Raw genomic sequence first — 15,995 nt, 5'->3', positions numbered from 1 at the left:
AAAGCGAGAGGAGTCGGCAATGCGTTCTTTCACCCCTGTTCTGGCGATAACGGTCCTGCTGGCCGGACCTGCCGTTGCGCAGAACCCGCAAGCGTCCCTGCCGACACGGCCTTCCGGCTATCCACGCAGCTACGACAAGCTGATTGCCGACGCGCGCGCCGAGGGCAAGGTTCGCATTTACGCCAATGCCGACCGCGCCGAGATGGTGCCTGTGGTGGCCGAGTTCAAACGGCTGTTTCCGGGCGTGGCGGTCTACTACGCCGACATCGGCTCCACCGAAATGTACCGCCGCTACACGCGTGAGACGCGCGGCAGGCAGTACTCGGCGGACATCGTCTGGTCCTCTGCGATGGACCTGCAGATCAAGCTCATCAACGATGGCTACGCGCAGCAGTACGCCAGCCCGGAAAAGCCGGCGCTGCCCGAAACCGCGGTGTGGAAGAACATGGGCTACGGCGTCACTGCCGAGCCCATCGGCATAGTCTACGACCGCCGCGCGATCCCTGATGCGCAGGCCCCGCGCACACATCACGCGCTGGAACGGCTGTTACGTCAAAGGCGGGCCGATTTTGCCGGCAAGGTGGCGACTTTCGATGCGGCCCGTTCCAACACCGGCTACCTCTATCTGTCCCAGGATTTCCTCGCCACGCGTGACACGCGTTCGCTGGTGGAAGCGATCGGCGCGACACGCCCCGTTCTGGCAACCAGCACGCAGCCGATGCTAGCGGGCGTCGCTTCGGGGAAACTGGCGATCGCCTACAACGTCATCGGCTCCTACGCGCTGGAGCAGGCGCGGCGCAATCCACGGCTGGGCGTGGTGTTTCCAACGGACTACACGCTCGTCACTTCGCGCATCGCCTTCATTTCACGCGATGCGCGCCATCCGGCGGCGGCGCGGCTGTTTCTGGACTTCCTGCTTTCGCGTGCCGGGCAGGTGCAGCTTGCCCGCCACAGCCTGTGGCCCGTGCGCACGGATGTGCCCGCACGGCGCCTTCCGGCCCGGCAGACGCGCGTAGTGCGCGTGGGCCCACAACTTCTCGTCAATCTGGATCACCTGACCCGGCAACGGTTCCTGCGCGAATGGACCGCGAGCCTGGCCAAAGGGAGAGAACAACACCCATGACCCGTACCCTGTTCACCAGCGCCGCGTTCCTGGCGCTGGTCAGCGGCAATCCCGCCCTGGCGCAGACACCCACACGAGACGACCTCGCCGATCTGGTCCGGGCGCAGGCTGCCGAGATCGCTTCCCTGCGCCAGCGCGTCGATGCGCTTGAGGCCGAGCGCCATACGGTCGCTGCCGCCACCGCCCCGCAGCAGGCTGCGCCGGTTCAAGTCGCCTCGGCAGAGCCGGTGAAGACTGCCCCACCCGTCGCCGTCTCCACCCTGCCTTACGCACCGCAGTTGCTGCCACCCGGCCCTGCGGAACGCGACATCGAGCGCGTGCGTGCCGCCGCCGTCGCCGCAACCGGCAGCAGCACCGAATGGGGACAGGGCCTGCCCGTCTTCCACTCCGCCGACGGCATGTTCAGCTTCAAGCCGCGCGGACGCATCATCACCGACGTCAGCACCACCAGCGGATCGAAATACGACGGTCGCAACCTGACTACCACCGGGATGCGCGCCTTGCGCCTCGGCCTTGAAGGCACAGTTGGAACCCATTTCTTCTACCAGTTGGAAAGCGACTTTTCGGAGAACGAAGTCGATATCGTCACCGCCTTCATGGGTTGGCGCAACCGCATCTCGCCGGGCATGGATTATGACGTGCGCGTCGGCCACCTGTTCAACGACCGCAGCTTCGAGGGGTCGACGGGCTCGGATTCCACCCCGTTCCTGGAACGCACCGTCGTCGCCACCGCCATCATCCCGCAGCGCGCGTTCTATGGCCTTGGCGTGATGCCGCGGCTGTTCTGGAAGACCGGCCACGCATCGCTGACCGTCACCGGCGATCGCATCGACGGCGATCAGACGTCGTCCGACAACCGCACCGTTCTTGGGCGGGTGCACTGGAACCCGGTCAAGACCGACGGGCAGGTGCTGCATCTGGGTATCTGGGGCTTCGACGAGCATTTGAACCCCGGCAAGAACGCGCTGACCCGCAGCACCGTGATTGGTGGCCGCTTCAACGGCAACCTGCGCCTGTCCACGGGCACGCTGATCGGCGGCACCGGCACCACCGGCTACGGCGTGGAACTTGGCGGCTACACCGGTCCCTTGTGGGTCATGGCCGAAGCGGGTGAGCGCCACGCACGGCTCGACGGCGGCCGTCCCGACTTCGTGACGCAGGCGTGGAGCGTGTCCGGCGGCTTCTTCCTCACCGGCGACCTTCCCCCCTACAACCCGCGCCTCGGCAGTTTCGGCCAGCCCAAGGTCAAGCGCCCGATCTTCGAGGGCGGCCCCGGCGCGATCGAACTGACCGCGCGGTACGAAAACCTTGAATTCAAGGACATCGCCACCCCGGCGCAAGGGTGGGCCGCGACCCTGGGCGTGAACTGGTATCTCAACAGCTTCACCCGCTTCCAGGTCAACGCGGTGCACTGGAACACCGAAAACACGGCAGGCGCATATACCGGCAAGGACGATGGCGAAACGCTGTCCGCCCGCGTCGGCGTGACCTTCTGATCCTTCCCATCAATCCATGACACAGACCGGGGACCACCAATGAGTCTCGCCCTTATCGGCTTCCTGATGGTAGCCACGTTCATGACGCTCATCATGACCAAGCGGATGACCCCGCTTGTCGCGCTGAGCGTCGTGCCCACCGTCTTCGCGCTGCTGGCCGGTTTCCATGCGGGCCTTGGCGACATGATGATCGACGGCGTCAAGAACCTGGCGCCGACCGGCGTCATGCTGCTGTTCGCCATCCTGTTCTTCAGCACGATGACCGATACCGGTCTGTTCGATCCCCTGGTCGGCAAACTGATCCGGCTGGTCCATGGCGATCCGATGCTGATCCTGATCGGCTCTGTGGTGCTGTGCGCGCTGGTCAGCCTCGATGGCGACGGTTCGACCACCTACATCATCACGATGGCCGCCATGCTGCCGCTCTACAAGCGCTATGACATGAACCGGCTGTACCTCGTCTGCCTGCTCATGGTGACGAGCGGGGTGATGAACCTGACGCCCTGGGGTGGCCCCACCGCGCGCGCTGCCAGCGCCCTGAAGCTCGATCCCGCCGCGCTGTTCGTGCCGCTGGTCCCCGGCATGATCGCGGGTCTGGTGTTCCTGATCGTGCTGGCCATCCACTTCGGCCGCAAGGAGCGCCGCCGCATCGGCAAGGTGGAGAATCTGGCCGCACTGGAGGCGAGCGACCTTGCCGTGTCGCAGTGGCCCGAAGCGCGTCGCCCGAAGATGCTGTGGTTCAACGGCGCGCTCGTCGTCGCACTGCTGGTGCTGCTGGTCTGGGGTGTACTGCCGCTGCCGATCCTGATGATGCTGGCGTTCGCGATCTCCATGATCGCCAACTACCCGGATACCAAGTCGCAGAAGGAGCGCATCAGCGCTCATGCGGGCAACGTGCTTTCGGTCGTTTCGCTGATCTTCGCGGCGGGGATCTTCACCGGCATCCTGTCCGGCACCGGCATGGTGGAGGCGATGAGCAAGGAAGTGGTCGGCCTGATCCCGCCGGTCCTTGGTCCCTACATGGCGCCCATCACCGCGCTGATCAGCCTGCCGGGCACGTTCTTCATCTCGAACGACGCCTTCTATTTCGGCATGTTGCCGATCCTGGCGGAAGCGGGCGCGCACTACGGCGTCGAGCCGATGGCCATCGCCCGCGCCTCGTTGATGGGCCAGCCGGTCCACCTGCTCAGCCCGCTGGTGCCCTCGACCTACCTGCTCGTCAGCCTGGCGGGCGTGGACCTTGCGGACCATCAGAAGTTCACGCTGATCCCTGCGGCACTGTGCTGCCTGGTGATGACCGTGGTGGGCATGGCGGTGCTGGCGTTCCCGTTCGTGGCGTGACCCTCCCCAACGGCACCCTCTCCGTCATCCTGCGCTTCCTCGCCGCGCTCGCCGTTGGTGCGTGCGGCGGGGTCGTGTTCTGGGCGATCTGCGCCCCCCTGCCGTGGGTGCTGGGCGCGATGACCGCGTGCGCGGCAGGCAGCATCGCGCGCCTGCCGATCGCGGCGAGTTCCGCCACCCGCAGGCCGATGGCCGCCGTGCTGGGCGTGGTGCTCGGCAGTTCGTTCCACCCCGGACTGGCCGCGCAAGCGGCGCCATGGATCGTGCCGATCGCGCTGTTGCCGCTGTTCCTCGCCAGTGCCGCGCTGGCCTGCGTCGTCTACTTCCGCAAGGTCGCGAAGTTCGACCCGCCGACCGCATACTTCGCCGGGATGCCGGGGGGCATCGCCGAGATGGTCGTGCTGGGCGCAGAGCGCGGCGCGGACGAGCGCACCATCGGCCTGATCCACGGCGCGCGCATTTTCCTCGTCGTCTTCATCCTGCCCTTCCTCATCCGTTTGTTCGAGACGCGGACCGGCCACGCCCCGCTACCGCCGCAGGTTGCAGGAATGGCCGACTGGACCCTGCTGCTGTGGGCGCTGGGTTGCATGATCGTGGGTGCAGGTCTTGGCCGGGCGCTGAACCTGCCGGCGTGGCACCTGATGGGACCGCTGTTCGTCAGCGCTGCCGTCCACCTGACGGGCCTCAGCGATTTCCATATCCCGGCGTGGGCCATAGCTGCCGCGCAAGTGGGACTTGGCGCCACCATCGGCTGCCGTTTCGTCGGGCTGGACCTGCCCACGCTTTTGCGCACGCTGGCACTGGCCGCCGGATCGACGATGATCCTGCTTGCGGTGACCTTCGGCTGGGCATTCGGTATCGGCTGGGCTACCGGGCTGGACCCGGCGCTGGTGACGCTGGCCTACTCGCCTGGCGGCGTGGCGGAGATGAGCATGGTCGCCCTAAGCCTGGCGCTGGAGGCCAGCTTCGTCATCGTCCACCATCTGGTGCGCGTGGTGCTGGTCATCATCGGCGCGCCTTTCGCGTTTCAGTTCATGAGGTCGCACGATGCCTGATTCCCGCCCCGATCCTTTCGCCGAGAAGATCGCCATCCTCTACCAGGCAATCGAGCCGCCCGTGATCGACGGCCAGCGCAAGGACGCCAAGCCCGGCGGCTATTCCGACAGCGGCGCCGACATGGGCGTAGCACTGCAGTCGGTCGGCTGCACTCTAGTCACCCCGGTCGACGCGCCGGACCCGACGCGCGTGTATGACTGGATATGGCCGGATACGCACGAAGGCATCGAAGCGGCGCTGGCTGCAGGAGCGACGCTGCTATGGGCCAACACCGTCGTCTTCGATGGTCATCCCATCGAAACCGCTGCGCGAAAGGCGTGGGTGGTCGGCCCCGATCCCCGGACCATGCAAGCGGTGGACGACAAGGCCGCCACCAATGCCCGCCTTCGGGATGCCGGGCTGCCTGTAGCCCGATCGTGGGTAGTGGACGGGTCGGCACCGGACATTGGTGCGCAGCTGGAGCAGTTCGCGCAGCACCTGCCACTGGTGGTGAAGCCGCTGCGCGGTCGTGGCAGCCAGGGCGTCAGCGTTGCCCGCAGCCTGGAGCAGATGATCGAAAGCACCCGGGCGATCATCGCCGGCGGCAAGTTCGGCTCCGCCATCATGATCGAACAGTTCCTGCCGGGCCAGGAAATCACCATCACGGTCATGCCCGCAGCGGCGCACGAAGGCGGGACAAGGCCCTTCGCCCTGCCCCCGGTGCGCCGTTTCGGCCAGCATGACGACGTCGCTCCCTATAACGGCGACGTACCCGTCAGCACCAACAGTGCCGCCATGACCGCTGCCGAATGCGCCGAACCCGCTGTCGCCGCCGTCATAGCTGCGTGCGAGCAGGCGGCCGAAATCATCGGCATCCGTTCACCCATGCGAATAGATTGCCGCCAGGACGCCGCCGGAGCGTTCCTGCTGTTCGACGTCAACATCAAGCCGAACCTCACGGGCGCGGGCCGCCCCGGTCGTGAGGATCAGGACAGCCTTTCCACCATCGCCGCCGCAGCAACAGGCTGGCGCTACGCAGATTTCCTCGTCGCCGTCTTAAGGGGCGCGTGGACCAACAGGGACGATACCGCATGAACGACCTCTGGCAGCACATCGTTGCCGATTTCTCCAACATCACCAGCCCTTCTGCGCTGTCGGCCTTCGGGCAGGTGGTGCTGATCGACGTGATGCTTGCCGCCGACAACGCCATCGTCGTGGGCGCGCTGGCAGCGGGTCTGCCTGCGGCGATGCGCCGCAAGGTCATCCTGATCGGCGTTATCGCCGCGCTGGTCCTGCGCGTCGCCTTCGCGCTGGTGGTCAGCCAGCTGATGCAGATCGTCGGCCTCGTCTTTGCAGGCGGGCTGCTGCTCGTGTGGGTGGCGTGGAAGATGTGGCGCGAACTGCGCGAAGACCACACCGACGAACACCCGGACTCCACCATCGCCAAGGCTGCCCCGCGCAGCTTCGCCGGCGCCGCTTGGGCAGTGGCCGTCGCCGACGTCAGCATGAGCATCGACAACGTGCTGGCCGTGGCCGGCGCCGCGCGTGACCATCCGGGCATCCTTGCCGTCGGCCTCATCCTGTCGGTGGCGCTGATGGGCGTTGCCGCCAATGTACTGGCCCGCGTGATCGAACGCTATCGCTGGCTCGCCTACGTCGGCCTGCTGGTGATCCTGTGGGTGGCGGGCAAGATGATCTGGGAAGGCCTCGTCGATCCCTCGCGCGGGATACTCGCGCTGTTCTGAGGCAAAGTCCGGCCCGGGCGATCGTCGGATCGCCCGGGCCGTATCATGTCATCCCACCGGACCGCCGAAGCGGAAGCTGGCCTCCACGCCCAGCGTCCGAGGACGCAGGCGGTTCGAGGTGATGTCGAACGTGGTCGGACCCAGCTGCTGCACTTGCCGAAAGCTGGTGGCGCCGTTGTCGTTCGTCAGGTTGTCCGCGAACAGCGCCAGCGTCACCTGTTCCAGATCGACGCCGATGCGCGCGTCCACGCGGTCAACCGTATCGCCGGGCAGGAATGCGGCATAGGACGAATTGCGGCGCGGCGAACTGTGCTGCCACCCGATACGGGCAAAGGCGCTGACGGTGTCGCTGATCTGCGCACTGTAATCGAGCGCGGCGTTGGCCGTGAACTTGGCCACGTCATCCACCGCCGCACCATCGACGATCGCAGTGCCCGGGACGCTGCCGACATATTCCGCGTCGACGTAAGCGCCGCCGGCGGACAGCACCAGGCCGGGCACCGGCCGTGCGACAAGGCTCAACTCCACGCCCTTGGTGTGCGTGCCCTTGGAATTGATGAGGCCGTTGAACGTCGTGCCGGGGATCGGGATACGGACCGTCACGTCCTTCCAGTCGCTGTAGAACACCGCCGTTTCCACGCTCAGCCTGCGGTCCCACAGATCCGCCTTGGCGCCCACTTCGTAAGTCCAGATCGAATCCTGGCTCAGCGTGGCAGGCAGCGTCACGCCATAGAGCGGCGCCAGCGCCAGCGGCACGGTGGGCTGGATCTGGCCTGAGCGGAAGCCCTTGGCCGCGCTGGCGTAGATCGTCGCATCTGCCACAGGATGCCATGCGACGGAAAAACGCGGGTTCCACGAATGGTAGGTATCGCCGGGCTGCTCGGTGACAACGCCGGAATTGGCCTCGAACCCGCGCAGGTGATCCTCGAAATAGCGCAGGCCCGCCGTCAGATCGACCGGGGCGCCGGGCAGCGTATACGTCGCTTCGCCGAACAGGGCGCGGGCGCTGGTGCGCAGCTGGGCGTCGTTGTCGATGCCGGCGGCGGCGAACTGGACGATGTCGTTGCGCTGCGAATTGCGGGCATAGGCGCCGACCGTCCACTTCAGCGGCGCCTCGCCCGTGGAGGTCAGGCGCAGTTCGTGGGCATCGACGTCGATTCCGATGCGCGTGCGGATGGGGCCGCGCGCCGACCTGCCTTCCTGCGGAAGGTCGAAGTCGCTGTGCGAGTAGGAATAGAACAGCTCGGCCCGGCCCAGATCGTAGCGCGCCGTGGCGCCGTACACTTCGGTGCGGTTCTTGCTGTAGGGGACGGTGCCGCGCGTCTGCTGGCCGTCATCGCGGGCGCTCGATCCGCCGCCGGGGAAGTCCGACTTCGACAGCCAGTACGTGCCGGTGATCGACAGGCGATCGGTGGGGTCGAAACGGGCGCGCGCGCGGAAGGTGTCGTACGTCTGGTCGTTGACGTTGGTCTGGCCGGTGCTGCTGTTGTCCACCCAGCCCTGATAGCGCTCGTGCGTTCCGGCAAAGCGAACGGCAAGGACGCCGGGGATGATGGGGGCATTGAACGCGCCCTTGACCCCGGCGTTGGTGCCGCCGCCGCGGGTGTCGGACACCATGCCCAGACCCTTGGCCTCCCAGTTGTCGAGGTCGGCGCCGCGCGTCAGGATGCGAACGGTGCCGCCCATCGAACCTTCACCGAACAGCGTGCCCTGCGGCCCGCGCAGCACTTCCACCCGGTCCAGATCCCACGCGCGCACGTCGGGGCTGATTGGCACAGTCACGCCGGTGAATGGCAGGTCGTCCAGATAGAAGCCGTTCTCGTTGCCACCCAGCGAGGTCGAGATGCCGCGCATGGTGATCCGGGTGCCCAGAGCCGATCCACCGTCGTAGATGCCGATACCGGGCGCTTCCTGCAGGAAGTCCGCAAGGTTTGCCGCGCCGCGCTTTTCCAGCGTCGTGCCGCTGATGGCGGTGACGGCGATCGGCACGTCGATGGCACGTTCCTCGCGCTTGCGGGCGGTGACGACGATGGCGTCATCGCCTCCCGAAGCGACGTCGTCCGCACGATCCTGCGCGATGGCCGGAACGAGCGTGAGCGGGGTGCACAGCATGGCCGCGCAGGCGGCAAGACGGATCGACAATGGAAGCCCTCACAACACCATCGGGCATTCTGCCCGATTTCGGCGCGTCGCTAAGGGCAAACTCATAAATTATGGTTAAGAAAGCCGTGCCGGTCAGCGCCGCCCGGCCGAATGGAAGCCGGTCGTCACCTTCAGCACCTGCGGCTTGTCGATGAGGTTGAAACCGTAGTCGGTCTGGTCACCGTTCCACACGCGCGAGGTGACCCATTTGCCGTCGCGGAACGTGCCTTCCTCCACCGAGACGATGGTGCCGTCTTCCCGACCGTTGGACGCGGCGAAGCTGACGCGCACATGGTCGCCCAGGACCAGGTACTCGGTATCCGACAGCTGCGCCACGGCGACGCCGCCCACAGGCTGCGTGCTCCACGGCGTGGGCTCGGCCTTGATCCAGGTCCAGTCCTTCATGCCGAACTGCCACTGGCCCCAGTCCGCCGTGATCTTCCATGCGCCCAGAGTGACGGCCTGCACGCTGCCGTCGTCCGGCTTTGCCGCGCCCCAGGTGGGACGGGTGGCGGCGATGCGCGCCCAGTCACGCATGATGGAGCCGACCGCCGCGTAAGGCAGCGCAAAGGCGTCCAGCGTCTCCTTGTCCAGTTCGCGCGCGCCCAGCGGATAGTTGAAATACCCCGTGGCATCCATGCCGAACGGCGAGAAACCAATGCCGCCGCGCCCCAGCGTGGGCCAGAAGAAGCGGGCGAACTCCTTCGCGTTGCCGATTTCAGGCACCATCAGCGCATTGTCGGGCCGCGCATACTTGTCGAGATACTGGATCACGTTGCCGCTGTCGCGATCGTAGATGTCGGGCGCGGCGAAGTCGATTGCGGGGGCCGCCGCCTTCCAGATATCGAGCACGTCCCACTGCGCCCCGCCACTGGCGACGCCGGTGGGGTCGGGCACGTTGGACGGCCCTGCCAGAGAGGCGTTGACGTACATTGGCAGCGGCTTCACCGCCTTGCCCGCCGCCGCCACGGCATTGACGAAGCTGGCGACATGCCACGTATTGAACGCGCGCGGGGCCTGCTTGCCAAACGCCTGCTCCCACGTGCCGGACTTGCCCACCTTGCGCGCCAGCTCGGCGGGGATCGGCTGTGCGAACAGGCGATTGCCCTCTGCCGAGAAATCGCGGGGCACGCGGTAGGAACCCGTCTCGTTTTCGGGCTGGACCATGATGACGGTGTTCTGCCGGTCGTGATCGCGCAGGTATTCCATGACCTTCACGAACGCGCGCCTGTCCGCCTCCATCGTCCCCTTGGCCAGCGGGGAAAGCACGCCGTGGTCCTTGCCCTGCGGATCCTTCATGCGCGGGAAGCGGGCGTTGTCGAGCTTGACCCAGCCCGGGGTATAGGCCGGGCTGGTGTTCTTCCAGGTGCCGAACCACAGCAGCACCACGCGCTTGTCATGCGCGCGCGCCTGATCGAGCAATTCCTGCAGGAACGTGAAATCGAAACGGCCTTCCACCGGTTCCACCTGTTCCCACGCGATCGGCACTTCCACGGTGTTGGCATGGATGGCATCGAGCACCGGCCATGCAGCCTTCAGCGGCTCGGCATAGTTGCTGGAGTTGTTGACCTGCCCGGCCAGCATCACGAACGGCGCGCCATCGACGATCAGGGAATGACGCCCGTCGCGCGTCTCCAGACGGGGAAGCGGCGTTGCGGTCTGCGCGGTGGCGGCAGCATCGGCGGCCAAGACAAGGCCAAGCGCCATGATCGTCGTCAGTTTCTTCATCGTTCCCCCTTGGCCGGACCGCGCCGGAACTGTGCGCTCCCGCGGCCGCTATCCTCTTGCACCATGACGCCCGGCACGATGGTCCGCGTTTCGGCCACCCCCTGCGGATCGAGATGGAGGATAACGCTAACAGAAGCGAGGGGGAATACCTTGTCGCCACCGATCACGTGATTTATCCCAAATACCGGGCCGGATCCGATCGGCCCCGATGGCGCACCCTGTGCGCGTGCCCGTCGATTGCCCTGGAGAGGATTACCGCATGAACGATACCACCGCGTCGCGGCGCACTTTGCTGGCGGGAATGACCGTTGCCGGCATGGCACTCGCTGGCCTGGCCGGGATGGCCACCAGCGCCCGTGCCGGATCGCGCGCTATCGCTCATGGCGGTCCGTCCATTACCCTATGGCCCGGCGAAGTGCCCGGTGCCCCCGCGAAGCCGCCTGCGCGGGCCTTTCAGCAGCGATCGACCGACCCCACCTTCGACGACCGCTGGATGACCGGCGTCGCCAGTCCGTCGATCGAAGTACGCCGCCCCGCTTATCAGGACGGTTCCGCCGCGATCATCATCCCCGGCGGGGGCTACGGCTTCCTGTCGGTGGACAACGAAGGGGAGGAACAGGCGCGTTGGCTGACAGAGCGCGGCGTCACCTGCTTTATCCTCTACTATCGCCTGCCGGGAGAAGGCTGGTCGAACCGCGCCACGGTGCCGTTGCAGGACGTGCAGCGTGCGGTGCGCATCGTGCGTTCGCGCGCGGCGGAATTCGCGATCGACGCCAAGCGGATTTCGGTGCTCGGCTTCTCGGCGGGCGGGCATCTGGCGGGAAGCATCGCAACGCGGTTCGACGAGCGCGTCTATGCCCCTGTCGATGCGGCGGACAGGCTTTCCGCCCGACCCGACCTTGTCGGCATGATCTATCCGGTCGTGACGCTGGCGCAGTCCTTCGTCCACGCCGGTTCGCGCGACGCCCTGCTTGGCCCCGGATCCAGCGTGGCGGCGCGCAAGGCGGCGTCGGTGGAAAACCGGGTGACGGAAGCGACCCCGCCGGTGTTCCTGACCCACGCCAGCGACGATGGACTGGTGCCCATCGCCAACAGCCTTGCCATGTACGGCGCGCTGCTGGAAAAGAACCCGCCGGCGGAACTTCACGCCTTCGACAAGGGCGGCCACGGCTTCGGCGCGCGTCTGGCGGCGGACGTACCTGCCCATGCCTGGCCCGACCTGTTCCACGCCTATGGGCGCAGGCAGGGCATTTTCACAGCCGGACCGGACAAGCGCTGAGGCTGGCCCCCTGCGGGCTGGCCGCGGCGTCAGAACCGATGCAGGTCGATCACCGCCAGCGTATCGAACGAGGTCATGAACAGGCGCCCCGGCGCCAGCGTGCAGTTCGCCACGGGCTTGCCGGTCCCGATGATGCCCAGCAGCCTGCCGTCGGCGCTGCACACATGCACGCCCCCCGGCCCAGTAGCGAAGACGTAGCCGGATGCGCTGACCTTGATGCCATCGGGAAGGCCGGGAAGTCCTGCCCCGTGCTGCGGGCGCATGTCGCGGAATACCCTGCTGCCGGTCGGCATCCCCGCCGCGTCCAGCGTATAGGCCAGCACTTCGGGTTGTTTCTCATCCGACAGCGCCAGATAGAGCGTGCGCTGGTCCGGCGACAGTGCCAGCCCGTTGGGCCTGCGATGCGTGCGGTCCAGCAGCGTCACCGTGCCGTCGGGCGTCATGCGGTAGAGTCCGCACCAGTCCATTTCGCGCAGAGGCGAAGCGTCGCCCCCGGCGAGGCCATATGTGGGATCGCTGAAATAGATCGCGCCGGACTTAGCCACGCACACGTCGTTCGGGCTGTTGAAGCGCCTGCCTTCGTACCTGTCGACCAGCACGGTCCGCTTGCGCGTGGCAAAGTCTATCCGGTCGATGGAGCGCGCCCCGCTATTCGCGCCTACCACGCCGCCCTTCCCGTCCAGCGCCAGCCCGTTGAGGCCCGGCTCCCTGATCGTCGGCGGCACCGGCGCCGCATGGCCGGAAGGTGACAGGAAAGTGGAGATCGCCTTCCCCCGCTGCCAGCGATAGACCACGTTGCTGGCCGGGTCACCGAATAGCAGGTAATCGCCGCTCGCAACCCAGACCGGCCCTTCAGCCCAGCGGTAACCCTTGCCCAGCACGGTCGGCTGCGCATCGGCGGCGATGATTCGGTCCAGCTCCGGGTCCAGCCGGCGGACGCCGGTGAAAGCCGCCTCCGCAGCCGGCGCCGGAACAGCATCCAGCAGCGGCAGCGCGGCAAGTCCGGCGAGGACGGTGCGGCGCTGCATCATGCCGACAGGCTCACCTGGCGGCCTTCGGCGGCGGAGCGATAGATCGCCTCGATCACGCGCAGGTCGGCCAGCCCTTCTTCGCCCGGCACGATCGGATCGGTGCCGTTCAGCACGCATTCCGCCAGATGATCCAGTTGCCCGGCGAACTGGTTCTTCGCAGGTGCGGGCAACACGCGCGACTGAGTCTGGTTGTCCTTGCGGATGGTCATGGCCTGCCCGACGTAGGGTGTGGCAGGCTCCATTTCGATCCAGCCCTTGGTGCCGACAACGCGATAGCCATTGTGGGCCGAACTGTAGCTGGAGATGCAGTTCGCGATCACGCCCGACGGAAAGCGCAGCGCAAACGTCACCCGATCCTCCACCGTGCGAAAGCGTGGGTCGGACCGGTCGGTGGATTCCACCGCGCTGACCGACACCGGCTCCTCCCCCGTCAGGTAGCGCGCGGCGTTCAGGCTGTAGATGCCGATGTCCATCATCGATCCGCCGCCCGACAACGGCTTGTCGAGCCGCCACTGGTTCGGCTGGATCGGGAAACCGTGCTCTGCGGTGACAAGCTGCGTAGGCCCGACATGCCCGCCCCGCGCCAGTTCGATGGCAAGGCGGTTGTACGGCTCGAAGCGGGAGCGATAGCCGATCATCAGCTTGCGCCCGGCCTTGCGGCAGGCGGCGATCATCGCCCGGCACTCTGCGACGGAAGTGGCCATCGGCTTTTCACACATCACATGCTTGCCCGCCTGCGCCGCGCGGATCGTGTACTCGGCGTGCAGGCTGTTGGGCAGCACGATGTAGACGGCGTCGATATCCGGGTTGTCGCGGATGCGATCGAAGTCGGCGTAGCTGTAGCGGTGGGTCTTAGGAATGCCGTACTCGGTCCCGTACTGCTCAAGCTTGGCGGGCGTGCCGCTGACCAGCGCGACCAGGCGGGAGTGTTCGCAGTTGGCGAAGTTCGGCATGATCTGCCGCGTGGCGTAATAGCCAAGGCCGACCACCGCGTAGCCGATCTTGCGCGGGGACCCCACGCCCGCCCCAAGCGCCCGGCCGCTGCCCAAGCCCGCCAGCACCACGCCCGCGCCGATGCCGCCCAGAACGTCGCGCCTTGATCCTATGGTCATCCTGCTGTTCCCTTCCCGTGCTGCGATCAGGCCGCGGTCGCCCGCTCAAGCCGATCCGCCGCGACGGCGGCCTGCGTGCGGTTGCGCACGTTCAGCTTGCGCATCAGCGCGGTCATGTGGACCTTCACGGTAGCCTCCGCCATGCCGAGTTCGTAGGCGATCTGCTTGTTCAGCAGGCCGGAACGCACGCAGTCGAGCACCCGCATCTGCGTCGGCGTCAGATGCGGCGCCTCGGGCAGATCCGAAGCGGCGGGCACGGCGTACAGATCTGCAGCAAGGTGCATCTCTCTCTCCCTCGGCAATGACTCGGTTGGTAGCGCCGGACAGGGTCGCATCCCGGTTCCGCGCCAGAGTTCGTTGCAAACAGTGATACGTGAATCGGTCTGACAGGTTCAAGCAGAATTTTGTCCAATACAGTAAATTCTGTAGAACATCAGCGTAATCCGGCTATAACCTGTCCAACAGATTTGATGATGACGGTGCCAAGCGCCGCGCGAATCGCGAAATGGGAGAGATCACGGATGACGTCGTCCTTGCGTCCGGCACGGCTGCCGGAATGGTATCGCGCACATTCCTGCACCACCGATGGGTCCGCCCGATGACGCCGGAGGACTATCGCCTCGTCCTGTCCGCCGTCGCGGGTATCGCGCTGTCGATCGCGCTGATCGTCAAGGGGCGGCTGCATCCCTTCGTCGGGCTGCTGTGCGGCGCGTTCGTCGTCGGCATCCTTGCCGGCATCCCGCTCGACAAGACGGCAGAGGCGGTGGAGAAAGGCGCGGGCGCGATCCTGGGCGGCACCGGTCTGGTCGTGGCGCTGGGCCTGGGACTTGGCGCGATGCTGCAGCTGTCAGACGGCGCAGGCGGCCTTGCCCGCGCGGCGCTGCGCATATCGGGCGTGCGCGGTGCGCCGTGGGCCAGTCTGTTCACCGCGCTGCTGATCGGCCTGCCGCTGTTCTTCGAGACGGGGCTGGTGCTGCTGCTGCCGATCGTCGCCTCTGCCGCTGCCGCCCTGCCCAGCGGACAGAACGACGACACCGCGAAACTGCGGCTGATGCTGCCGGCGCTGGCGGGCCTGTCCGTCGTCCACGCGCTGGTGCCGCCGCATCCCGGCCCGCTGCTGGCGGTGGACGCGCTGGGCGCCAGCCTGGGGCTGACGCTGTTCTACGGCATCCTCGTCGGCATCCCGACCGCGATCATCGCCGGGCCGGTACTGGCGCGCTTCACCGCGCCCGGCGTGAAACTGAGCCCCCCGCCCCTCGCCCCGGCCACGGTGGAGGTCGCGGCACCGCCGGTCTGGCGGGCGCTAACGGCGGTGCTGCTGCCGGTGGTGCTCATCGCCGCCGGGCAGGCCGTGGCGCTGATGCCGCCCGCCGCTGCACGGCACATGCAGTTCCTGAGCTGGGTCAGCGATCCGGTGCTGGCGCTTCTGATCGCCAATCTGGTCGCCCTGCCGCTGCTGTTCGGTCACCGTCTGGGCGAACGCAAGATCCAGGATTCCATCTGGACTGAGGCCATGATCCCTGCCGGCGGCATCCTGCTGGCGATCGGCGCGGGCGGCGCGCTCAAGCAGGTGCTGGTCACGGCCGGCCTGTCCGACATGCTGGTGCGGATCGCGGGCGACGGGGCGATCTCTCCGCTGCTGCTGGCGTGGGGCGTGTCCGTGTGCATCCGTCTCGCCACCGGGTCGGCCACGGTTGCCACCATCACCACTGCGGGCGTCATGCAGGGGCTGGTCGCGGCGTCTGGAGTGGAACCGGAGTGGATGGTGCTGGCGATCGGCGCGGGATCGCTGTTCTTCTCGCACGTCAACGACCCCGGATTCTGGCTGGTGAAAAGCTACATGGGCACCGACATGCCCGGCACGTTCCGCACATGGTCGATCATGGAAACGGTGGTCGCGGTGGTCGGCCTGCTGCTGGTCCTTGCAGGCAGCAGCCTCTTCTAACAAAGGGGGCGGGTGATG

The 15,995-nt window shown here is 66.8% G+C and carries 13 protein-coding genes; 8 read left to right on the top strand and 5 right to left on the bottom strand.

From position 1 onward, the window contains the following. The first annotated feature begins 19 nt into the window (after nt 1-19). From GGR40_RS07150 to GGR40_RS07125, 6 genes are read left to right on the top strand one after another with little or no spacing between them, the layout of a single operon-like run. Complete coding sequence (locus GGR40_RS07150) at nt 20-1,123, top strand: ABC transporter substrate-binding protein (protein ID WP_429275521.1); 1,104 nt, start codon at nt 20-22, stop codon at nt 1,121-1,123. After that, nucleotides 1,120-2,619: an OprO/OprP family phosphate-selective porin gene (locus GGR40_RS07145; protein ID WP_429275520.1), complete on the top strand. Its 1,500-nt coding sequence runs from the start codon at nt 1,120-1,122 to the stop codon at nt 2,617-2,619. The genes GGR40_RS07150 and GGR40_RS07145 overlap by 4 nt, the downstream gene beginning before the upstream one ends. 39 nt (nt 2,620-2,658) lie before the next feature. After that, entirely contained in the window at nt 2,659-3,960 is a 1,302-nt protein-coding gene (locus GGR40_RS07140) for a CitMHS family transporter (RefSeq protein WP_429275519.1), read from the top strand. Then, nucleotides 3,957-5,015 carry an AbrB family transcriptional regulator gene (locus GGR40_RS07135; RefSeq protein ID WP_429275518.1) on the top strand — a complete coding sequence of 353 codons (1,059 nt, stop codon included), beginning with the start codon at nt 3,957-3,959 and terminating at the stop codon, nt 5,013-5,015. Before GGR40_RS07140 ends, GGR40_RS07135 begins: the two co-directional genes overlap by 4 nt. After that, entirely contained in the window at nt 5,008-6,090 is a 1,083-nt protein-coding gene (locus tag GGR40_RS07130) for a D-alanine--D-alanine ligase family protein (protein ID WP_429275517.1), read from the top strand. The genes GGR40_RS07135 and GGR40_RS07130 overlap by 8 nt, the downstream gene beginning before the upstream one ends. Then, nucleotides 6,087-6,740, top strand: coding sequence for a YjbE family putative metal transport protein (locus GGR40_RS07125; RefSeq protein WP_429275516.1), 654 nt, complete (start codon nt 6,087-6,089; stop codon nt 6,738-6,740). The genes GGR40_RS07130 and GGR40_RS07125 overlap by 4 nt, the downstream gene beginning before the upstream one ends. Before the next feature lie 48 nt (nt 6,741-6,788). On the opposite strand, the gene GGR40_RS07120 is transcribed toward GGR40_RS07125, so the two are convergent. Next, the gene (locus GGR40_RS07120; protein WP_429275515.1) at nt 6,789-8,882 is read right to left on the bottom strand and encodes a TonB-dependent receptor; all 2,094 of its coding nucleotides are present in this window, start codon (nt 8,880-8,882) and stop codon (nt 6,789-6,791) included. Nucleotides 8,883-8,975: 93 nt separating this feature from the next. Next, nucleotides 8,976-10,610, bottom strand: coding sequence for a DUF5597 domain-containing protein (locus tag GGR40_RS07115; protein WP_429275514.1), 1,635 nt, complete (start codon nt 10,608-10,610; stop codon nt 8,976-8,978). Between the two features lie 259 nt (nt 10,611-10,869). Between GGR40_RS07115 and GGR40_RS07110 the strand changes: the two genes are divergently transcribed. After that, complete coding sequence (locus tag GGR40_RS07110) at nt 10,870-11,889, top strand: alpha/beta hydrolase (RefSeq protein WP_429275513.1); 1,020 nt, start codon at nt 10,870-10,872, stop codon at nt 11,887-11,889. A gap of 29 nt (nt 11,890-11,918) precedes the next feature. On the opposite strand, the gene GGR40_RS07105 is transcribed toward GGR40_RS07110, so the two are convergent. Genes GGR40_RS07105 through GGR40_RS07095 form a run of 3 tightly spaced genes read right to left on the bottom strand, consistent with a single transcriptional unit; the run spans nt 11,919 to nt 14,316 of the window. Beyond that, entirely contained in the window at nt 11,919-12,920 is a 1,002-nt protein-coding gene (locus GGR40_RS07105; protein ID WP_429275512.1) for an SMP-30/gluconolactonase/LRE family protein, read from the bottom strand. Next, nucleotides 12,917-14,032 carry a Gfo/Idh/MocA family protein gene (locus GGR40_RS07100; RefSeq protein ID WP_429275511.1) on the bottom strand — a complete coding sequence of 372 codons (1,116 nt, stop codon included), beginning with the start codon at nt 14,030-14,032 and terminating at the stop codon, nt 12,917-12,919. The genes GGR40_RS07105 and GGR40_RS07100 overlap by 4 nt, the downstream gene beginning before the upstream one ends. Nucleotides 14,033-14,058: 26 nt before the next feature. Continuing rightward, nucleotides 14,059-14,316, bottom strand: a complete 258-nt coding sequence (locus tag GGR40_RS07095; RefSeq protein ID WP_429275510.1) for a helix-turn-helix domain-containing protein — start codon at nt 14,314-14,316, stop codon at nt 14,059-14,061. Nucleotides 14,317-14,630: 314 nt separating this feature from the next. Between GGR40_RS07095 and GGR40_RS07090 the strand changes: the two genes are divergently transcribed. Further along, complete coding sequence (locus tag GGR40_RS07090; RefSeq protein WP_429275608.1) at nt 14,631-15,977, top strand: GntP family permease; 1,347 nt, start codon at nt 14,631-14,633, stop codon at nt 15,975-15,977. Nucleotides 15,978-15,995: the final 18 nt, after the last annotated feature.

It is taken from the genome of Novosphingobium gossypii (assembly GCF_050433305.1).
Lineage (GTDB): Bacteria > Pseudomonadota > Alphaproteobacteria > Sphingomonadales > Sphingomonadaceae > Novosphingobium > Novosphingobium gossypii.
The sequence above is the reverse complement of the archived record's forward strand: the minus strand, read 5'-3'. Positions and strand labels throughout refer to the sequence as shown.